Source organism: Clostridium sp. UBA7503 (genome assembly GCF_002477055.1).
Taxonomy (GTDB): domain Bacteria; phylum Bacillota; class Clostridia; order Clostridiales; family Clostridiaceae; genus Clostridium_J; species Clostridium_J sulfidigenes.
The window spans coordinates 37,855-60,135 of record NZ_DLNT01000026.1 but is presented as its reverse complement, the minus strand read 5'-3'; the positions used below and the strand labels follow the sequence as shown (position 1 = coordinate 60,135).

Genomic DNA, 22,281 nt, shown 5'->3' with positions numbered 1-22,281 from the left:
TTGCGAAAGCCCCTTTTATTAATTTTTATACGATTAAATTGTTTAATAGCATAGGAGCCCATGTTAAAATGTTACACTAGTTACTTCTTTTATATATTTATTTTTACTTATTTTATAGAATATAATCTGAAGTGAACTACCACCACTTATAGAAGTGGATGGCTTCGTGGTCAATATCCCCAATGGAACAAGTTTACCCACGCTCTAAAGATCGAACCAACCTCGCTATAGTACCAAAATTATATAGCTAATTTCAGCAAATTCCTACTCGCATTTATATCTCTATCATGATGTGTTCCACAATTGGGACATATCCATTCTCTAAGTGCTAGATTTTTTACCTCTGGATTTTTATATCCGCATTCTGAACATAACTGTGAACTTGCATAGTTTGATGGAGCTATTATTATTTCTCTACCATACCACTTTGCTTTATATTCTAACATTCGTCTGAATTCACTCCAACTAGCTTCACTTATAGCTTTAGCTAATTTGTGATTTTGTTGCATATTCTTAACTTTTAAGTCCTCAATAACTATAGATTGGTTTTCTCTGATAAGTTTAATTGATAACTTATGTAAGAAATCAGCTCTTTGATTCGCTATTTTTTCATGTAATCTAGCTATTTTCATTCTTGCTTTTTTTCTATTATTGCTACCTTTTTGCTTTCTCGCTAAATCCTTTTGAAGTTTAATAAGCCTTTGTTCTGATCCTCTAAGATGTTTGGGATTAGGTTCTCTATATCCATCAGAACATATTGCAAATTCCTTTAATCCAACATCTACACCTATTTTTTTATCTACAATTGGCAACATATCATTTTCTCCATCCACTAAAATTGATACATAATACTTTCCACTAGGCACTTGCGAAATAGTGCAAGACTTAATTAATCCATCAAACAACTTATGTTGTTTAATCTTTATCATTGTTTTTAGTTTAGGTACTTTAATATAACCATTTTCAATATATACAGTCCCATTTTGATTATTAGTTGTATAGCTATTCGTATTACTTTTCTTCTTGAATTTCGGAAATCCTACAGATTTATCTCTAAAAAAGTTCTTGTATGCCTTATCTAAGTTTAATTGTTCATTTGCTAATGCAAGGCTATCAACTTCTTTAAGCTACTCGAATTCCTTTTTATATTGTGCTGGTGTGGGATACTTCATTTTCTTAACATCTAAATCCTTATTTTCTTCATAAGATTTTATCCTATCTGCTAACATTTGGTTATAAATAAACCTACTACAACCAAAGTTTTTTGCTAGATATATTCTTTGCTCCTTATTTGGATAAAGTCTATATTTATACGCTTTAAGCATTTTTTCACGTCACCTCATTTCATTCCTTGATTTTCTATGTATTTTTTCACTACATCTATCGATGCCCCTCCAGTTGTTATAAGACAATAACTCCTACTACAAAAATACTCTTTCCATAATTGTTTTCTAATTGCTTCAAACTCTTTTTTTATCAATCTGCTACTATCACTTTTATAAGCATTAATAAACTTTGATATATCTGTATTCGGTGACCCTCTAAATAAAAGATGTACATGGTCTTTATCATCATTCCATTCACCTAATACAATATTATATTTAGGACATATATATTCAAATATTTCATTTAACCTATTAGATATATCATCATTTATAACTTTTCGTCTATACTTTATAACTAATATTAAGTGATAGTTTAGCAAGAATACTGAATGATTATTATTGTCTAATTCCATTGATAACACTACCTTTAAGTTCATTTAACTGATTATCGTTTATCACATCTGTTGCCTATGGGCAAGTGCTATTCATCTCCCACCTAAGAGGATGGGAGAATTTCGCACAGTTTGGTTAAAACACTAAGATTACCCGATTATTCCTTAAATACAGGTACTTCAAAGTACCTGTATCTACTCCAAAGAGAATATTAAGTAAAGTACTCTTTCCACTTCCACTTGGCCCCATTATGCCTACAAATTCACCACTATTAATAGTGAAATTTAATTCATTTAAAACACTAACTTCTTTTGCTCCCTTAAATGAAGCATATACTTTAGTTAACCCATTAACTTTTAATATTTCTATATACTATACACCACTAAAAAATAAAATTATCTCTTTTCTTTATTCTTTCTTCTAATAACTTCTAACACATATCCTATTCCCATACCTATAAAAGCCCCTGCAGTTCCCCACATAAAATTCCCTGTAATCACACCAACACCTGTCCCGATTATAAAACCTCCAAGCATTAAATTTACTGAATCTTCATCCTCATCCTCTTCATCATAACTATCACTATTATCACTAGATACATGCTCTTCTTGATTTGTGCTTTTTACTTTATCTGTTTTTTCATTAACCATCAATTCATCTAAACTAACATTAAATATATCCCTTAATAATATAAGGTTATCTATATCTGGATATGCTTTACCTGATTCCCACTTTGAAATTGCTTGACGTGATATATTTAACTTTTCTGCAAGTTGTTCTTGTGATATATTTTTTTCTTTTCTCAATTTTTTTAGATTTTCTTTAAAATTCAAAGTAATCACCTCATGTATAATTATCTCTATCTATTTACTATTATACAAGCATATATTAGTTCCTTTTGCTGTAAACCAGTGGTTGCATCAATTAAAAATTAAGCTTAGATTCCTTAGCCTTGATATAGAAGTTAAAAGCAAAGAAAAAAAGTGCCCCATCCTACAAAGAATAACACTTTTTATCGCTTAATAAACTATTATAATAAATTTGCCAGTGAAGGACTTCAGATAATAGGTAAAGAACAGAAGATTAAATTTAGTATTACTTTACAACAGGCTTCTTTTTAAAAGCTAATAATCTTATTATCTCTTCTATATCTTCCTTTGTTTTAGGTCTGTAATTAATCCATCCACCATCACTACAAGGATATTTATTCTTCCATAATTCTTTAGTTAAAGATAACCCTCCATTAATTACTTCATTGAGTTTTTCCTTATCTTTTGAACTTATTTGCATCATTACATCTATATCGCTACTTTCAAAAAAGATATAACATAAGTGCTTGGTTTTATGGGAATACTTATATCCCCAACCGTAATTATTTCCAAATGGTAACTTTAATTCCTTTTGCATATCATATTGTTTATCAACCATTTCTTCAAACTGCTTCAATAATTTTTTCGTATCGTTTCCAATGAATTCAAAAATCTCTTTTTCCGTAGGTATATTATTTTTATCTAACATCCTATTACTCATATCAACTTCTCCAATCATATATTATATAAAGAGAGTTCTAAGCTTCTCTGAAGCTTTACTAACAGACTTCTAAGTATCAGTATTTTTGATACTTAGAAGTCGTTGTACTTTAGGGGAAATCCTTATCCAGGGACGTAGCAGCTCTTTACTCCCACTTTGAAGGAGATAGGAGTATTAGAGCTGGTAGTCATCGGATAAAAATTAAATAATATAATTTTTTACTATTTTGTATTATTGTATATATTATATGTAAACTGTCAATAATATTGTCGCATAAATTTTTATTTTTCTACTTTCATAAGAAATTTATATTCGAAATTTTTACAGCTTCATTTCAAAAGAGACACCCTATTTTAAAGTGCTAAATATTCCGTACTGTATTCCAAGGCTTATGCTTGGATAATTAATATTATAGGTTATTTTGTTACCATCTATAGCTAAGCTTTTCAACATTGTTTATACCTCTTCATTATAGTGTTTATTAGGTATACAAGTTACCGTTATATTAAACTTCTTCATCAAAATCTATCACCATCCTATACTGATATTCTATAATATAAAATAGTTATTTAAACATAGAGTAAAATTTCAAACATTTATTTTATAGTTGCTTTTGTACCTTAATATAAATTAATTAGATTAATAATTGATAGTAACTATATGGAGTCAATTATTAATAAGTAAAATATTCAAAAACCCGCAAACCCGCACAGCGACAACAACTAGTTAAATAGTTATATAGTTTTACAGTTAAATAGGATCATATTTAACTAGGATGCTAGTTTAATATATAACTATTATCCTATGTAAAATTTTACATATATCCCTATTTAACTATATAAAATTTTGTATATTTACCTAGGGATAAATTTAAATATGTATATATTTCATGGGTGAGGTGGGAAGATTTTTTCGAATGAGAAATTAATTGAGTGAGGGTTGGGATTGTTTCTGAAATATAATATCTTGTATATCCCAACCTACAGAGCTAGCACAAGTGTTTGATTACCTAAGATTATTAAATCAATATTATGTCGATGATAATTATATAATCTACAACTTACTCCTATTTCCTTACCAGCTAATCCAAAATTAAATATATCATTATTTTCAATTAAGAATTCTAGCCCAAATCCATAAGCCAGATTATAGTTTCGTATAGAAGAATTTTGTGAAACTTGAGGTTTTAAAAGTTTTGAGGTAGATCTTAATGCATATATAAATTTTAATAAATCACCTACAGTAGATGTAATACCTCCATTTGATGTTGCAGTATGTAATGACATTTATATCTAAACCTTTATTTGCCTCTTTTCATAAATATTCAATATTTATCAATTCTCTTCTATATTCATAATCATAAGAATTCTGATCATATCCTAATCTATCAGAAAATAAAAAGCAAAAATCCATTACTTCAGATGGTCTCTTTTTGAAATAATATATAATTAACTCAAGCACCAATTCATAATTATTTGAATATTTAAATCCCCCAGCACCTCAACTATCTCTTTGAAAAAAGAATGTGGGGCTGGAAGTGGCCAGGATACCATTTTTTGATTTTCAGTGTTACTTGTGGGTGTATTATTCATGGCTGCTGAGGACTATCTAGAACTTCATTAATTTATTACATTATCTAGTAATATTTATCCTCTAAATCATCATAGGAAAATTCAATGTCTGTGTCTTTAAATTCACATATAATAATCCTTGCCTTTGTTTCTGTCTTGATATTATCAGTATAAAGAATAGATTTTTCTTTTGACATTTCCCAGAATAAATCTAATGTAAAATTAATTGATCTAATTTCTACATCATTAAATTTAGAATATGTTTTCAAGTTACCCTTTACTTCTTTTAAATTTGTGTTATACTCTGGCTTAAAATGTGCTATTAGCATAGCTTCTGAAATATCAATTACTTCATTCCGATGAATGCTATTAAATAATTCAAAACTATTTCCCAACGAGTTTGAACATATAATCTCAGTATTGTATTTCTCAATTGAATGCTTATCCAATTTTTTACTAGAAACATCACATAACATTATGTCTAATGTTTTTCCAGCAAATCTTTTTCCAATATCTCTATTAATCTTTTGAATTGTACCATGGTTTTCTAAACGATCAAATATATTCTCTTGCTTTGATCGTCCTATATATAAAATTTTATACTTATTAACAATCTCATCTAAATTTGATGTTAAAAACAATTCTATCAAATTTTTAACATGTATTTTGACCCAAAACTCTCCACATGCTTCTATACGCTCACAATACATTGAATATTCATCAGGAAAATTATCTTTCAAATAATTTACGCCTTTTTCCGTATATGAAATATGTAAAAGGCTCCCTTGATTACATATTTTCACATTTATACAATCAATATTATTTGCTCTAAACGAACCAAATATATCAAATTGCACATTATATTTTGTCCCATTTGATTCATTAATACAAATAAGATTCAAAATATTTTTTAATCCATAATATTCCATCATCTTGTATTTGTCACTCAACAAAACAAAGTATAATCTATAATCCTCGCCATTAACAAGTTCACGAGTTTCTTCTAAATATTCATATGAAAACAAATACTTTTTTCCCATAGAGACATCTAATTCCAAAGTACTACTATTCATTTTTTCACCTATCTATTCTTCATCTCTTTCAATTTTTTGCTTCAAAATGTACCACCTTGTTTTTCTTTCACCACTTTCAATAACTATATTTTTTCAAGAGGCTTATTGAGTAAATTCCGTGAGGCTGTTGCACTGGACCTATGTCAATAACTTGGACACAAAAAGTCGTACAATATTAAGCTGATTTTCTTAGTTTATCAAATTCCACTGGTGTCATATAATTTAAGGCACTATGAATTCTTTTTCTGTTATACAAGGATTCTATGTATTCAAATAGAGTTCTCTTGGCATATTCAAAGTCAATATATTTATTTACATAAATTCCCTTTTTCTTAAGTACTGAATAAAAACACTCAATACATGCATTATCATAGTGGTTGCCTTTACGGCTAAAGGAATGAATTAACTTTTTCTCTGCTATCATTTGCTGAAATTAGCTACTAGTATATTGAGCTCCAAGATCACTGTGAAGTATTATACCTTCTGGATTAGGCACATTAAGACAAGCGTTTTCTACAGCCTTAACGGCTAATTCAGCAGTCTATTCTTTCCATAGGCATAGCCAACTATTTTTCTAGAGTGCAAATCCATTACAGAGGCTAAGTAAGTCCAGCATTCTTTAAGAACATGAATATAAGTTATATCAGTGCACCATTTCTGATTTATGTCGGTTGCAGTAAAATCTCTATCTAGGATATTTTCTTTTTCAGGAACTGTATTCTTAATACTATAAGGTTTATATTTCTTTACAACTATAGAGCGTATATTTAAAGCTTTCATATGTCTTTGAACTCTTTTTATACTGCAAGGAATCCCAGCAGCAATAAGCTTTTGGTGAATCGTAATAGCTCGATAGCGTTGCTTACTTTGGTCGTAGACCTTTTTAATATTTGCTCTAAATACTTGATTATCTAATTCTCGTTTTGAGTGTACTCTAATTAAAGCTTCATAGTAAGTACTTCTAGGAAACTTTAATACTTTACATATTCTTTTTACAGTATATTGTTCTTTATACTTGTTGATAAAATATACAATTTCTTCTATAGTTTTTTGAAAATATGGCGGTAGTTTTTTTCGAGTGCCCTTTAGGTTATAATATTTCATTCTCTAATTCTAACTCTCTCATTTTCTTTTGAAGAGCCATATATTCTTTCATTGTTATAGTTTCAGTTTCACTAACCTTTACTGGTGATAGCTTTTTTATCCAGCCATTCATAGTTGATTTTGATATGCCATATTCGCTTTCTAACTCTGATAGGGATTTATTTCCCATATTATATAGATCTACTATCTGTTGTTTAAATTCTTCAGTATATTTCTTCTGTGGTATAGTTGAACATCTCCTTCATATTAATTATATTTTACTTTGTTCAACTTTTCATGTCCACAATTATATACTAGCACCACTTTTAAAACATCTTTCTTTACATCTTTAATATCCCATTCTGAAATATTATTTTCCTTTATTTTGTGCTATCATTCTTTATTCTATATCTATTTTCTATTTCCTGAGGAGACATAGGTAAATCTTCATCCGCTACACGAATACGCACTTGATTATAGACATAATACTGTACCTCTGTCCCCTCGAATCTCACATGTATACAGCAGGTCCATCCAAATATACAAGTTCAATTTCTGGGTATATTTTTGGCTCAATATGATTTTTAATAGCATTGCTTACATCACGCAATGTTTTCTCGTTAATAACCTATTCTATTGGTGTTCCATCTTGGGCAACACCTAAGTATAGTTATCCTGCCTGATGTTCATTTTAAATAGCACATATAGTAATTATTGCTTCCTTCATTTAGCCTGTGGATTTTTTAAATTTTAAGACTTCTGTTTCAAAACCAAGATTCAAATGACTTCACCTCCTATCCTATAAATTAGCATACTACTTCTCTTTTCATAATACTTGCGCATATTCTTCAACATCTATCAACCTAACATCAATTGGCTTATTACTAAGTTGATATTTTTGATACTTGTACCGAATATAATCAGAAAAATTGTCCTCATGCGTAGATAATATAAACTGGTAATCCGGAAAGTCATTTCTAAGCACTTCCACAAATGAAGATACATTTAATTCATCCATTGTTTGAATTGGATCATCTATAAATGCACATTTAACAGATTCCTGCGTATATACTTTATTCAAAGTTAGTGCCAATGCAATTGCAGTTGCTGACAATTGTCCAGAACTTAATGTATAAAGAACATCATGTTCTTTACGGTTTGTAGCTTCAAATCTAATTTTTTCATCATTTACCAGATCTAATTTTATTCCAAGTCCACCCGGATAATTTTGCAATATTCTTCCTGTATATACAAAGAACGGTGCTTGCAATTGTTTCACCATTTTTGCTTTATAATTCTTAAATTCTTGTTTCATGATTTCTTCCATATCTAAGATATCTTGATGAATCTTTTGAATTTTTTTATTTCTGTTCTGTAACTGAAGCAAATTTTTCTTCTCTGCTTCTATTACCTTACCTTTACCTGAATAATATTCTTGTTCTACATAAGTTATTTTATTTTGAATATCTTCATCTTTTAATTCTTTCACCTTTGCTAATTGATTTTTATATATAATGGACAGTATATTTTTGTATTGATATTCACTATTTCTTATGTAATAGTCATCAGTAATATTAGTTTTAACCTTACTTAAATCATCCTTTATAAAATTCTCTACAATTTGATCAGTATCTTCTAATTCCTCTTCTCTTATTGCATTAATTATCTGCACACCAAATTGTTTGCAGTCACTAATAAATTTGTTGTATTCTTGCTTATTTTTTTCCCAAGATTCATAAATTTCTTTACAAATATCTTGTGATAAACCTCTATTATCTTCCAAATATTGAGATATTATTTCTTCAAAACTATCCAAATATATTTTCTTCAACTTAGCTGTCTCACCATCTAGAAGTTTCTGTGAATCACCTTTTCCGCTATCAATTCCATCTTTAAACGTCTGCAAAGCCGTTAATAATGCACTTTCATCATCCCACATATACCCACATAATGGACATTGATTCGCTACTATTCCATCATATTTCTGTTTCTTCCAATTATCCCTTTCCTTTATCAATTGTTCTTGTAACTGCATAATTTTTTCTCTAGCAGCATCTTCGTCCCCTATGTTTTTACGGTATCTACCAATTTCTCCTTTAATCTGTGTAATTTCTTCTAAATCTACTTCTATTCCCAAAAGTTCCTTTAACTGTTTATAATCATATTGTTCATAATCATTATTTCCATCATCTAACTGTGCCGCTTCCATTAACGACAAAACATCATTGTATTTTTTCAATTTATCCCATAGTTCTTGAATGTTATCACCATACGAGTGTAAAAAAAGCATCTTTTTTAAGTTTCTTATATCTCTTTCTTTCTTATCAACCCATCGGTTCGCATTATCACACTTGTATAGTTCAATATCTTGTGAAAACTTTCCCACTGCTTCAATCTGGTTGATTGTTTCTACTAATTTCTCTTGATTTTCCATGACTGGATGATCCCTATCCCATACCGGATTAATATTTTCATCTACAATCATTTTTCGATACTTGACATGCTGTTTATCTTTTTTATTTTTTAATTGTTCCTTTAACCCATTAATCAAATTTTCTTTCTGCTCTAATAGCGAACTATATCTCTTTTTTAGAGTGTCAAACTGTATTTTTGCCTTCCCAATCTTTTTTAAAATTTCATCTTCCTTTTCTATCCCAAATAATTTCTGTATCTCTCTTAATCTATCAGAATCTGATTTCGATAAAAACTTCAACCTATCCTCTTGCGCAACATAATAGAAGTGATTATAATTTTCAATTAAACTCTTTCCTAAATATCCTTCAATTTTCTGATTTGCTTTTTTTACATTTTTCTCATTGTTGCATATTGTCTCACCATCAAATTTTACTTCTGTTGTTGTTCTATTGGTAATTTTTGAAGGATTATTTTCCGAATTGGTTCTTCCGCTAGATAGCATTCGTCTGATAAAAAGTATTTTACCATTTTGGTTTTCCAATTGCCCTTCTACATAAGTTTGACTCCCATCTGACGGAGTTTTTATAAGACAGTCTTCACTAAATGATATATTACTTTTATTTACACTATTATTTGCTACCCTTTTAATATCTCCTGTAAACAAATATTCCAATGCATCAAAAGTACTTGTCTTTCCATATCCATTAGGTCCATCTAACAATACCAAATTGGCACCATCCATATCAATCACAGCATGTGAAAATAACTTGAAATTATGAATCACTAAAGTTTTTAACTTGAAATTTTCCATTACTGTACCTCCTCTACATACCATTCATTCAGTATTTTATCAAGCTCTTCTTCGGAGTAATCTTTTATTTGACCAATTTTATCAATATCCATTTTCTGAACTTCATTCCATATCTTTATTTTGCAAGCATTTTGCATGAGAACATTTACTTTTCCTATTAAATCTTCTTTTTCATCTTGCTTTATAATATCAATGGGTATAAATGTCATTTTTATAAATAATTGAAAAATAAATTTCATTATATTATCGTCGAAATCAATATCTTTTCCTTCTTTTATCTCATCGACTCTATCTTTCATATATTTCCATATACCCGATTTAGCATTGATTTTGTTACTCAAATCCATTATTTCACTATCTGTATATGTAATAACTAATTTTTTAAAACAATAAGGATTTTCCTCTAATTTTAATATTTCTTTTTCTATATTATCATCTTTCTCAATATAACAACTTATACCAAGTAACAACGAAACATTTTTATCAAATTCAGGTAAAATTAATTTCTTTAAATTTCTTAATATTGAATATATTTCAATCTGCAAGTCTTCAATCATTTTTATTTTATCCAAACTAATTTTGTACAAGTCAACAAAAAGAATATACTGTGCGTTTTTGTTATCTCCTGGTCCATATAGACAATACTCTATTTTATCTTTTACGTCTTTATCATCATTTTCTTCTTTATTGACTAATTTTTGTATACAAGATTCTATACTATCTTCAATATTAATTTCTTGGTATCCATTTTTTTTAAAAATTTCATCAATATATTTAAAAATCATTTTTTCATTCATTTGTTTTCCTTGCTTTTCCATTATTTCTCCCTTCTCATTGCTTCATGCTCCTCCAAAAATAGCTCTGCATCAACTAAAACTGTATTTTTTTTATTTGTTATCTTCAAATACGAAAATTCTTTTTTCTTTATTTCTTCGTCAGAATTTGCTTCACCTTTAGAAATGTTAGGACATAGTTTTTCAATTTCTATTCTTCCATCTACTATATTTCCAGAAATCATTGCATCAATTTCCATGCGCTCTACAGCAATTTCTCTATTACTTAAAATATCATTACAAATACTCTCAATTGTCTCATTTACAGTAAGTCCACTATATATTGATTTTTTCCTCATTTGGGTTATATAAATATCCGTTAGCATGTATAAATCACTATCATCAGAATATGTTACTTTATATCCATCTTTTATTTTTGACTCCGTCATTTCACTTAAAACATAAAAAAAGCAGTTCGCTAGTCCATCAACATTCAACAAATCAACCTCACGCTCCTTTATATTTCTAGATATATCCGGTGACATCATATAAAATGCATTTTTTAATTCCTGATTTGATAAATTATTAATCCACTCTTTATTAAGATTCAGATCACACTCTTCACACACATCTTCATTTTCACAATTATCTCTACAATATTTCTCCATCTCATAAAAAAAAGCATCCTTATTTCTTAATATCCTATATTCTTCTGTTCCTAAACTTTGTTCATTTAAAACACCTATAATCTTGCTAAATTCAATATTATCCTCTGCACCTTCTCCTACATGCTGTTCAACTACATATTGATCAATTAGTTCTTGTACTCTCCAACGATAACTAAATTCACTTCCTTTACGTTGTTTACTTAGTTCATTTCCCCAATAAATTTCGACCAATTTCTCTATATAATTTCTAGTCTCATCTACCTCAATATTACTTCCACACGAATATTTATAATATTTGATTCGCTGCAACAAGTTTTCATGCGCTAAATTTATGGGTTGTAAGCTAGACAGATATGTTTCAATGGCGTTTTTTAGGTTTTCTTTTGTTATATCTTCATCTTTTTCAACATCATCCATTAATTTATATATATCACGCCAAGTCGGACTTTTACTAGTTTTGAATTTTTTATACTTTCTATATTTTTCCCTTAGTTTTTCCACTTCTTTTTCCAACGCTGGATTATCATTACAAATACTTTTTAATTCAGCTTGTTTACTCGGTATATATTTTTCAATTTCAGTTTTTACATTTTCTTCCCAATTTGATAAATCCACGCACTCTCTTGTATGAAGATAAGCTATTGTCTCAGAATTGGCTTTCTCTGATTGAAGACTTTTTGCCATATAATACAATGCTTCTGCATAATTACTGACTTTTTTCCCACTTGTCGCTTTTACTTGATGAGTACTTTTCATCACAGCAGCACAATAAATAGAAAAATCCTCCAAATCCTCAAGTCCAACAGAATAGTCTTCAGTTTGCTCCTTGTTACTAATTACGGTTTCCAACGCAACAATAATTGCTACTTGTCCTTGATAATTATAACCACTCCAACTTGATATAGCGTTTCTAGAATCTTTTGTTATTTTTATACCCATTCTCTTTACCCCATCTCAATTATTTGCTGTTGAACTTCATTTTTTTTATTTTCTTGCCGTCTCTTGTTCTACAATTGTATCTTTAGGTAAGACCGCCATAATATCGACTATATCACATTCCAGCGCATAGCATATTTTAACCAATACATCGGTTGTAATATTTTCATTACGCCCAAGCTTTGCCATAGACGCCGTACTGATTCCTGACAGCTTGGTTAAATCTTTTTTTCTTCATGTCTAGATCAATAAGCATTTTCCATAGCTTCTTATAACTTACAGACATAAATTTCTCCTCCAATTGCAATAGACAGAATTCAATTTTCTCACAAAAATGCTTATAATTATATTATATCAAGCTAATTTTCATATACAACAAAATTTCACATACACATACTTAGTATTTGTGCTTGTGAATAGAAAAACAAATTGTATTCACAATTTGTTTACGTACCCCGGGGATGATTCCCACTAAACAACCTCACTTATAATATTTAAAATACCTTCGCCATATTTTTCAACTTTAACTGGACCAAACCCTTTAACTTTTAAAAGTTCTTCCTTAGTTTTTGGCTTAGTAGCAACTATTTCATCAAGTGTATTATTGCTATATATAAAATAAGGTTTATTATTTTCTATCCTTGCCATGTTAGTTCTATACTCTTTAAGTTTATTGCATAATATTGTACTTATATCCTTAGTGTCTTCTACATTACACTCCGAATCTTCACTGCCTATAAATTCCTCTAGAGTATTATTTGACTCTGCATTATTTAATTCAGCTTTATCTCCAATACTGGAGCTATTAACCTGTACTGTTTTATTTTCTTCCTCTATATTATAAATAGATTTTTCCGCTACTGCTACATCTTCTAATATAGCCTTTTCTTGAAAATCTTCTTCTGTTAATGAATATTTATTATAATAATCAATGTCTACTTCCTTATTGTTTTTCATTAAAAATACTGCTACATTATCCATTAAACTTTCGAAAGCTTCTCCTGATTTCTCATGATTTTTAATTTCTGTATTTATCATCTCTGTTATTTGATCATATTTAAAAATTTCTTTCTTTATTTTTGAAGGAGCCTTAGACCTATTTATGATACTTTTAGGATTTGCAATTATTACTTTTGATATAGTAGAAAAAGTTTTTATAATACCGTTTTTAATTAGTATTTCTCTAAGAATTCTTACATGCCTATCATTCTGAGCTATAGGACTATACATGCCTTCTTTCTTTAAAACTTTACCTTGCTTATTCTTAATATACCTGATAAACTCCCCAGCTTCATTTATATAGATATCTCCATTAAGCCTTTTAGTTTCAAGAACCATAATAAATCTATGTGTTATAGCTACAAAATCTAGCTGAGCAACATCATCTCCATCTTCTAGTCTAATATTATGTAAACAAATCATTGGAATCTTACTACTTTTAAGCTCGTAAGCTACATTTTTTTCTCCTTCTAAGCCAAGTTTTAATAGCTTTATGTCTCTATCTATAAAAGCTTTCTTTTCCCTAGTCTTAACTCTTATACTTAGCTCTTCAAGTTCCCTTAATTGCTTATTATCTTCACTAAACTCTTTATAGAAAAGAGTTGAATTTATTTTCTTAATCCCCAATAAGGCTTTTAAAAATGACATTGTTGTATCCCCCTAATTATTTCAAGTCTAAGTTTATTTTTATTCATATCACAAGGTATATTATATTTTTCATGGATTAATATCACTAAATCAAAGAGCCTGTTTTGAATTCTTAAACTATTGTGATCCTACTTCCCTATGGCCTTTTTATTTCTTATATCTTAAAAATGCATTAACCCATCCTCCAATATATTACACGTTACACATATATTGTACCACCTCACTGTCTGCTACTCAATAAATTCATACCATATTCAACAAATATTTCCTTTGTTTAACCTGTAACTACATAAAAAAACAGCAGAATTCAGAAATTCTACTGTTTCTAGGTGTTTCTAATTAAATATACTTCTTTAACTCCTCTATAGATTCCATATCAAATAAATCTCCATTAATTTTTCTATCTTTTCTAAAGATACACTAAGTATAGACACTATTATATTCTCTGGAATATCTTTAAATTTTTTCCTTAAAAGTTTAGCTATGTTTAATAACAGTGTTGATAATATGTTCCTTATTAAAACTCATTACTTATATGATGGCTGTCACCTTAAGTTGATAATTCATGGCAGCATCACTTTAAAGTTACATATATAATTCTATGATTGGCGATGAATCCGGATTTTTCCAATGTTTTTCTTGATGCTATATTTTTAGGGTTGCAGCAAGCCATCGGCTTTAAATTATTCCTATAGCAATGTTCCTTTAGCTGAGTTATAATATATGCTCCTATACCTTTTTACGGTATTCCTCTGCGACAATCATTCCTATATCACCATATTGTTCATTTGATTTAAATATTCTAAATTCACCTATTCCTAGTAGAATGTCACCACTGTATAGTACGAATAGTTGATTGTTTTCTATTAAATCTTCATAATAACCTTCAAATGCATGGTCCATTTTGCTTTTATAGTAACTATATCATTGCTTTTAGCTAATTTGAAGGACACATCTTTAAAATTAGCTAATTCATATATAAATAATTATATAGCACTGGGAATTCCCTATAATTACATTTTCCCAGTAACCATCTATTGGCGATGCTAAAGTCTTAATATACTCTTTATTCAAAATAAATCTCTCTTCTGGTGATGTTACTTTCTCTACTTGTATCATCAGATTCCCCCTTTAGTATCTTTTCTTAATTATATATGCTTAATAAGTTAACTAAACAACTATAGTCTAGCCTAAATATAGAACCGTCCCAATGATATATATAGTTTGTTCATTAAATCTACCATTTATCAGCAAGACACAAATCATCATTAATTTTTAGAACTATAATTATTATTAATTTTAGAATTGAATAATAATCAGATTCATATTGCTTCTCATCATTAACATTCGTCCCATGTAAATATCGGTTCCTAATATCATAACCATTTGTAAACTTTGACTTATTCAAGTAGAAGTCGAGGTAATCTTGTTCATTTCTAGTAAGTAATGAATTTTCAAAGACCACAATTTCTTTTTCCATTAATGAATCTATTACACCTCTTAAGCTAGGTTGATAATGAAAATAGTTTAAGACATTCTCATAGTACAACTCTTTTAAAATAAAAATGGTTTTAACATCTGCTACCTTGATAAAACCTTCTTCATTCTCAATAACTACACCATTATCAAATAACCAATTCATTCTTTGAATTTGATATTCCTGAAAATCGCTCTTCCCCACATTATCACGCATTATTAAGTCTAGAAAATTCTTATACTTTTCATTCTTATCCGGCAAGTAAAATAAACTACTTTGGTCAGACAACAAAAGAAAAGTAGCAGTCTTATACCATTCACCAATAGGATATGCGTATTTACAAGATATAAAAGATTTCACTTCTTTTACTTTTATACTTGAAGATGATATTTGAATTAATTCTTGGTCAATTTCACCATCTTCTATCAATGCATTATACTGCTTGAATATTCTATCTATCTCCGGTAGAATTGTTCTACATTTTTCGAAATATGAAGATGAACCCGATGGCATTTTTATAATGAAATCAGTTATTGAAAATTCAACTGATAAATAGTCATTAAAAACCATTCAATCATATCTTCTATTCTTATACCAAGAACATTAAGTACTTGTATATAACTAAATATTTGTGCATTAGCAATCATCTCTTTAAAGCCAAAAGTAAATGAAGTTCTATAAAGATGATTTTCTGATGGCATGAACGCTAATTCTAAAGCACTTACCTCGTTTTCCTTTGATACTATTGTTAATTGTGCTTTATCATCGACGATACTAAACAAATGAATAAAATTATTCCAAAGTGTCATATAGTCTTTATTTTCTTCAATCCAATCACGATTGACTACAATTGATACCTCTCTACCATTACCAATAGTATTAAATTTTATTGCCTCATTTAATCCTTCTTCATAGCTTATTGAAACACTAGATTTCATACCAGTGCCTTGACTAAAAATTTTTTCTGACTCTTCTTTCTCTTTACGTTTAGCATGGAGTTTTATTTTATCAGTAATGTTCAACCCTATGCCTGTTGGGAAATGAATAATTTTTCTGAGAACATTTATATTGACCCTCTCTGCGTCAATCTCAATATAATCATCTACTAACTTTAATATATCTTCTTCTGTTAATGAAGGCGGTAAGTATAAATCCTTGTCATCCAAAAACTTTGAAAGTATTGTTTCAGCATTATAAGAATCACTCATTATTTTTTCCTTAACAATATCATCAAAATAATCAGCTATCTTCTTATGTTTTAGGACCATGTAAAGTGGGACATTATCCTTATCTAAGAACATCTTAAATTCAAAACCAGGAATGTCTTTATAGACTCCATATATTTCGATTACTTCAAGAAAATCTTGGGTTCCAAAAAAATTAATATCATCATATTTTGAAATAATAACAGATTTGTTAAAACCTATGAACTTTCCAATTTCAGCTTTGATTTTCTTAATATAATCTATGCATATAACATTTGTTTTTTCCTGAATATATTCAGCAAACCTTTTTACTTGCATATACTTTAAAATGTTAAAAAACTCAATTACATCTTCTAATGACCATTCCTTCTCAATAGAATTGTCATTAATTCTTTCAATAACTTTATCTAGTTCCCATCCACATGCCATATCGTATTCAGAATAAAATTTAACTCTATCCATTTTTCATCTCACCCAAACCTCACAATATTTATTATATTAAATCCACTCACTTGCCCGGATGGGACTGTCCTTGCTTGCTTACTAACCAGGTTTGATTATCACAATCTTTATTGCATTGTAGTACTTATATTTGTGTTATGATACAGTCTTGAAACCCTACTATAACTCAAATAAGCTCACCTCAGCATATAGTCTTATTTTCCTTACTTCATAATTAATGATAACTTAAAAGCCACTCATCTTAATTATTCTACTGCCCAGTATTTTCAATGCTCTCTGCAAAAAACCTTCGTTACCTATGATACAGTTCACTCTTAATTATACTAAACTCCACCCTATATACTTTTAATCTCCTATTACCTCTTCCAAACCCCATACCCCTGATTAAAAGCTTCCTGATACGTCTGTTCAAAGCTTAGTTGCTTTATTTACCCCTTTAAATGGAATTGCTGGTACATTAAGATTTAACTAGTTATATTACAATAAATATATCTTTGATTAAATTAATTTATTTAACGTGTCTAAATACTCTATATCAAGTATATAATTAATAAAATTGTTAGCTCTCCTATATCGTATTGAGCTGACTATTTCAAAATAAATCTACATTTAGGATAATTGCTGCACCCTTTAAACTCGCCATATTTACCTTTTCTCAAAAATAACTTGCCTCCACACTTAGGGCATATATCATTACTTATTTTATTCTTATTATCAATTAGTTGATTCTGAATTTGTGCTATATGTGCTTTCCTATTTTCTTTACTATCAATACTCAAAGAAATCAGCTTTGCGTGTATTTGTTTTTTTACAGAATCTCTTAATGTCTGTTTATTGTATTTTTTAATTGTCTTCAATAATTTTATTGTATATATAACATCTGTTTTACATTTAACTTTTAAATCCGCATTAGTAGTGAAAACTACAATAGGAATGTAATTCACTTCTGGAAAGTCACCTAGTATCTTTTTTAGAGCTTGTATATGTCCGTAATTCTGCCTTATTGGATTATACATACTTTTCTCAGATTTATAATTTTTCTGTTTCCAATATTCATCAAATTCATTCCCTATAATCCATCTCTTACAGTTTTTTGTTTCAATAACAAAAACACCATAATTAGATACTATATTTTATTGCTGCTAATATATTGCTTTAACAATCCACTTGATTCTCTTCTATCATCTTTTAAACTATTAATATTACCAAAAACTAAAAAGCTATCTTTTGAACGAGAAACAGCAACATTTAACATACTTTTGCTTGCATCTATAAAATAACAACCTTCATTTCCACCATACACTGTAGACATTATTATTACTCTTCTTTCAGCACCTTGAAAAGTATGCACTGTTCCAACATTTATATTTTTCCTGATTTCTTTTGGAATTCGCTTATTAATCTCATTTTTAATGCAACTTACCTGTGCTTTAAAGGGCGTAATTACACCTAACAAATTTTTTGTATCTTCATTGGGATATGCCTCTTTAATCATTTGGAAATTTTTATTAATCCACTTTGCTATTTCAATAGCTTCATTTTTATTATATCTGCTACTTCCATTTTTACTTGAACATTCAGTTTCAATTTGTTTATATCCAATTTGGGGTAGATTAGTTAACTTATAATTGTCATATACGCTACCTTTACTGCGCATAGGTTCAAGATTCCCTTCATATACTAAGTCATTGCAATAAGATATAATTTTATCATAACATCTTCTATGTTCACTCAAAAATAATCCCCTATTTTCAAACTTCATATATTTACAACTCTTTGAGGCCATTTTCATCACACTTGAATTTGAAGCGTTAATACCTAATATATCAATATTTTTATATTCTTCTACATTTTTTACTACTCCATTTTCTATAGCTAACGCCTTATCTAAAGCATTACTAACATTGCAAACAGGCCTATTTGATATGAATCACCATTAAATTTATTTTTTACTTTTAGATTATGTTCCACAATTATATTTTCCTAATTTTTTTATTTTACTATTAAATCACTTGTTGATTTTTTTTAAAAAGTAAAATGCATAAATACTTATTGTTAAAACAAATATAACCATTCCATACTTGCTAAACATAGTTTCTAATATACTCATTCTTAACATCTACCTTAGTAATACTATACTAAAATTTTAACTTTTAATTTTTAATAATTAATATATATATGTTAATTTTTCTTAGTAAATAAAGCATAGTCAATTTACTATGTTTTATTTATTATAATCTTAAATTTTATATTTTCCTTATTCTTTTCTACAATTATTTCTCCGTCATGTAACTCTATTATCCTTTTAGCTATAGTTAATCCTAATCCAGAACCTTCATTTTCACTACTTCTCGCTTCATCTACCCTATAAAACTTTTCAAATATTTTACCTAAATCATTTTGAGTTATTTTTCCACATTTATTTATAAAATGTATAGTAATATTTTGCTCATTTTCTTCAACAATTACTCTAAATATTGAATTATTGTCGCTATATTTCTCAGCATTTTTCACCAAGTTCTCAAAAACTCTTGAGATTAATCTCACATTTATATCACAATATAATTCTTTATATGGATTTTCTAAGTTTACTTCAATTCCTCTTTCTGAAAAAGCTAAAATACTTTCTCCTACAATTTGATTAATTAAATTTGATATATTAAATCTAACTTTCTCAATTTTTATATCATTGCTAGTCAATCTTGTGTACTCAAACAATTCATTAATTAATACTTTAAGCCTTAAACTTTTATTATAGGCAATTTTAATATACTCATCCTTAACATCCTCATCAACTTTTTTATTATTTAATACCTCTAAATAACCTACAATAGAGGTTAGTGGTGTTTTTAAATCATGTGATACCGATGTTATTAATTCATATTTTGAATCTTCAATCTCCTTTTCTTTATTAAACTTTTCTTCTAATCTTTGCGACATTGTATTAATACTTGTTGCTAATTCTGCAAATTCATCATTACCTACAATATTTAGCTTTGATAAAAATTGCTCCTTTTCAATTTCTGAAACTGAATCTATTATATATTTTAAATAACTAATTCTTTTTCTTATCAAAATTATAAAAGTAATAATGAAAGCTAGTATAGGAATTATTATTATACCTAATGTTATGAAATTATATTTTTGAACAAAATCTATAGGACTGTATTTACTCCTATTCATTAAAAGTTTCTTAATAGAATTATTACCTAGTATCATAAAGATACTTGATATAATGAAAGAAATTAATATTGCAACTAAAGCTTTAACCGTTAAACTTTTAGCTTTTATCTTTTTCATATTTTATATCCAACTCCCCAAACTGTCTTTATATATTCTGGGTTTTTAGGGTCCTTTTCTATTTTCTGTCTTAACTTGGTTATATGAACTATTATAGATGTATCTCCTACAGCATATTTATTTCTCCAGATGTTTTCATATATCTGCTCAACACTGAAAACTATGTTTCTATTTTTACATAAAAGCTCTAGTATCTTGTATTCTGTAGGCGTTAAACTTATTTCTTTACCAGATATCATTACCCTATACATTTCTGTATCTAAGACTAAATCTCCTATTGTTATTATATTTCTCTCCGAATTATTAAACACTGTATATCTTCTTAATTGTGATTTAACACGTGCTATTAACTCCATAGAACTAAAAGGTTTAAATATATAATCATCTGCCCCTAAAGCAAGTCCTTTTATCATATCTATTTCTTCATTCTTTGCAGTTAGAAAAATTACAGGCATTGAATATTTTTTTCTAATCTCAATTAAAACTTGTAATCCATCAAGCTTTGGCATCATAATATCTAGGATAACTAAATCATAATTTTTTCCTTCAATTAGTTTTAGAGCTTCTTCACCATTGCAAGCCTTATCAACATAAAATTCTTCTGTTTGCATATAAACAGTTATAAGTTCTCTAATATCTTTATCATCATCTACTACTAATATATTTTTGCTCATCTTTTCCTCCTTTACATTTTAAAACATAAGCAGGTGGTAAATTTCTTATTACTTTTTTATAGTTAATATCATGAAAAAACTCTCTAAAAAAGTTTAATCTAAAGAGTGAATATTGAAATGTTATAAACTCTGATTCTCCTTTTAGTATTTTACATGTTTTATTCAATACATTCTTTGAAACTTCCTTTGGTAATGATGCAAATGGAAGTCCTGATAAAATATAATCCACATTTTCTATAGAATGCTCTTTAAGTATTATATCAATATTTTCAGCACTATCATTTATAATTATTACATTTTTTTTATGTCCGTATATTCCTCTTAAAATATTATAAAACTCTTTATTAATTTCTACCAATATAACTAGTGCATCTTCTTTAATTCTCGAAAGAATTTTCTCTGTAAATACTCCTGTCCCTGGTCCAAATTCCACTATGCACTTAGCTTTTTTAAAATTAATAGAATTTACCATTTTATCTGCTAAGTATTTACCACTGGGAGCAATTGCTCCCACAAATCTAGGATTTTTAATATATTCCAATACAAACATTTTAAGCATTACCTCCAACATTTATTTTTATTAATTATAGAAATAAATGTTTAAGTAACACTATATAAAAATATTAAGATTTCTTAATATTTAAGTGAGAATAGCCTATTGTAAAAAAATAAGATTATCTTAATTAGAAAATCTTATTTTTTATCACATTATTTTATTCATAATACATATAGGTAAATGTTTTTAAACCTCACTTATTTATGATAAGGCTCACTCTTTATTATCCTAAATTTCACCCTATATACTTTTAATATCTCCTATTACTTATTCAAAACCCCATAACCTTTAGATATATCAATTCCAACACTTATCATATTTATACCTCCAATGAGAATAATTTGTAATTGATTCCATCTGCACTTACTACAATTCATTTTGG

22 protein-coding genes and 2 pseudogenes are annotated in these 22,281 nt (G+C 28.3%); all 24 read right to left on the bottom strand.

The genetic code is table 11. From position 1 onward, the window contains the following. Window positions 1–239: 239 nt before the first annotated feature. Window positions 240–1,325: pseudogene (tnpB, locus tag B3630_RS07990) on the bottom strand (IS200/IS605 family element RNA-guided endonuclease TnpB). A 14-nt stretch (window positions 1,326–1,339) separates the two neighbouring features. Next, window positions 1,340–1,738, bottom strand: a complete 399-nt coding sequence (gene tnpA, locus B3630_RS07985; RefSeq protein WP_346897055.1) for an IS200/IS605 family transposase — start codon at window positions 1,736–1,738, stop codon at window positions 1,340–1,342. Window positions 1,739–1,853: 115 nt separating this feature from the next. Next, window positions 1,854–2,081 (bottom strand): ATP-binding cassette domain-containing protein, encoded by a 228-nt coding sequence (locus B3630_RS07980; protein WP_346897065.1) that lies wholly within the window; start codon window positions 2,079–2,081, stop codon window positions 1,854–1,856. A 32-nt stretch (window positions 2,082–2,113) separates the two neighbouring features. Continuing rightward, window positions 2,114–2,551, bottom strand: coding sequence for an RstR family transcriptional repressor (locus tag B3630_RS07975; protein WP_414633005.1), 438 nt, complete (start codon window positions 2,549–2,551; stop codon window positions 2,114–2,116). A gap of 262 nt (window positions 2,552–2,813) precedes the next feature. Next, on the bottom strand, window positions 2,814–3,248 hold the full coding sequence (locus B3630_RS07970) for a DUF3788 family protein (RefSeq protein WP_346897051.1): 435 nt from the start codon (window positions 3,246–3,248) through the stop codon (window positions 2,814–2,816). A gap of 980 nt (window positions 3,249–4,228) precedes the next feature. Next, the gene (locus B3630_RS07965; RefSeq protein WP_346897049.1) at window positions 4,229–4,534 is read right to left on the bottom strand and encodes a hypothetical protein; all 306 of its coding nucleotides are present in this window, start codon (window positions 4,532–4,534) and stop codon (window positions 4,229–4,231) included. A 350-nt stretch (window positions 4,535–4,884) separates the two neighbouring features. Next, a complete protein-coding gene (locus tag B3630_RS07960; RefSeq protein ID WP_346897047.1) occupies window positions 4,885–5,892 on the bottom strand; it encodes a hypothetical protein in 1,008 nt (335 codons plus the stop codon). A 175-nt stretch (window positions 5,893–6,067) separates the two neighbouring features. Beyond that, window positions 6,068–6,316, bottom strand: coding sequence for an IS3 family transposase (locus B3630_RS07955; RefSeq protein ID WP_346897045.1), 249 nt, complete (start codon window positions 6,314–6,316; stop codon window positions 6,068–6,070). Between the two features lie 104 nt (window positions 6,317–6,420). Continuing rightward, window positions 6,421–6,996 (bottom strand): IS3 family transposase, encoded by a 576-nt coding sequence (locus B3630_RS07950; protein WP_346897043.1) that lies wholly within the window; start codon window positions 6,994–6,996, stop codon window positions 6,421–6,423. Then, complete coding sequence (locus tag B3630_RS07945) at window positions 6,983–7,165, bottom strand: hypothetical protein (RefSeq protein WP_346897041.1); 183 nt, start codon at window positions 7,163–7,165, stop codon at window positions 6,983–6,985. Before B3630_RS07945 ends, B3630_RS07950 begins: the two co-directional genes overlap by 14 nt. A gap of 636 nt (window positions 7,166–7,801) precedes the next feature. Further along, window positions 7,802–10,201, bottom strand: a complete 2,400-nt coding sequence (locus B3630_RS07940) for an AAA family ATPase (protein WP_346897039.1) — start codon at window positions 10,199–10,201, stop codon at window positions 7,802–7,804. After that, entirely contained in the window at window positions 10,201–11,019 is an 819-nt protein-coding gene (locus B3630_RS07935) for an ABC-three component system middle component 1 (RefSeq protein WP_346897037.1), read from the bottom strand. The genes B3630_RS07940 and B3630_RS07935 overlap by 1 nt, the downstream gene beginning before the upstream one ends. Then, window positions 11,019–12,581: an ABC-three component system protein gene (locus B3630_RS07930; protein ID WP_346897035.1), complete on the bottom strand. Its 1,563-nt coding sequence runs from the start codon at window positions 12,579–12,581 to the stop codon at window positions 11,019–11,021. The genes B3630_RS07935 and B3630_RS07930 overlap by 1 nt, the downstream gene beginning before the upstream one ends. A 45-nt stretch (window positions 12,582–12,626) precedes the next feature. Beyond that, window positions 12,627–12,864, bottom strand: a pseudogene (locus B3630_RS07925) (helix-turn-helix domain-containing protein). Window positions 12,865–13,049: 185 nt separating this feature from the next. Next, complete coding sequence (locus B3630_RS07920) at window positions 13,050–14,225, bottom strand: HRDC domain-containing protein (protein WP_346897033.1); 1,176 nt, start codon at window positions 14,223–14,225, stop codon at window positions 13,050–13,052. A 729-nt stretch (window positions 14,226–14,954) separates the two neighbouring features. Then, window positions 14,955–15,128 carry a hypothetical protein gene (locus B3630_RS07915; RefSeq protein WP_346897031.1) on the bottom strand — a complete coding sequence of 58 codons (174 nt, stop codon included), beginning with the start codon at window positions 15,126–15,128 and terminating at the stop codon, window positions 14,955–14,957. A 69-nt stretch (window positions 15,129–15,197) separates the two neighbouring features. Then, window positions 15,198–15,344: a hypothetical protein gene (locus B3630_RS07910; protein ID WP_346897029.1), complete on the bottom strand. Its 147-nt coding sequence runs from the start codon at window positions 15,342–15,344 to the stop codon at window positions 15,198–15,200. A gap of 118 nt (window positions 15,345–15,462) precedes the next feature. Further along, window positions 15,463–16,272, bottom strand: coding sequence for a hypothetical protein (locus B3630_RS07905; RefSeq protein WP_346897027.1), 810 nt, complete (start codon window positions 16,270–16,272; stop codon window positions 15,463–15,465). Then, window positions 16,233–17,369, bottom strand: coding sequence for a hypothetical protein (locus B3630_RS07900; RefSeq protein ID WP_346897025.1), 1,137 nt, complete (start codon window positions 17,367–17,369; stop codon window positions 16,233–16,235). Before B3630_RS07900 ends, B3630_RS07905 begins: the two co-directional genes overlap by 40 nt. A 587-nt stretch (window positions 17,370–17,956) precedes the next feature. After that, window positions 17,957–18,442 carry a nuclease-related domain-containing protein gene (locus B3630_RS07895; protein WP_346897063.1) on the bottom strand — a complete coding sequence of 162 codons (486 nt, stop codon included), beginning with the start codon at window positions 18,440–18,442 and terminating at the stop codon, window positions 17,957–17,959. 53 nt (window positions 18,443–18,495) lie between these two features. Then, window positions 18,496–19,104, bottom strand: coding sequence for a C-terminal helicase domain-containing protein (locus tag B3630_RS07890; RefSeq protein ID WP_346897023.1), 609 nt, complete (start codon window positions 19,102–19,104; stop codon window positions 18,496–18,498). A 482-nt stretch (window positions 19,105–19,586) separates the two neighbouring features. Then, the gene (locus tag B3630_RS07885) at window positions 19,587–20,669 is read right to left on the bottom strand and encodes a HAMP domain-containing sensor histidine kinase (RefSeq protein ID WP_346897021.1); all 1,083 of its coding nucleotides are present in this window, start codon (window positions 20,667–20,669) and stop codon (window positions 19,587–19,589) included. After that, window positions 20,666–21,343, bottom strand: a complete 678-nt coding sequence (locus B3630_RS07880) for a response regulator transcription factor (protein ID WP_346897019.1) — start codon at window positions 21,341–21,343, stop codon at window positions 20,666–20,668. The genes B3630_RS07885 and B3630_RS07880 overlap by 4 nt, the downstream gene beginning before the upstream one ends. Further along, the gene (locus B3630_RS07875) at window positions 21,315–21,893 is read right to left on the bottom strand and encodes a class I SAM-dependent methyltransferase (protein WP_346897017.1); all 579 of its coding nucleotides are present in this window, start codon (window positions 21,891–21,893) and stop codon (window positions 21,315–21,317) included. The genes B3630_RS07880 and B3630_RS07875 overlap by 29 nt, the downstream gene beginning before the upstream one ends. Between the last annotated feature and the right edge of the window lie 388 nt (window positions 21,894–22,281).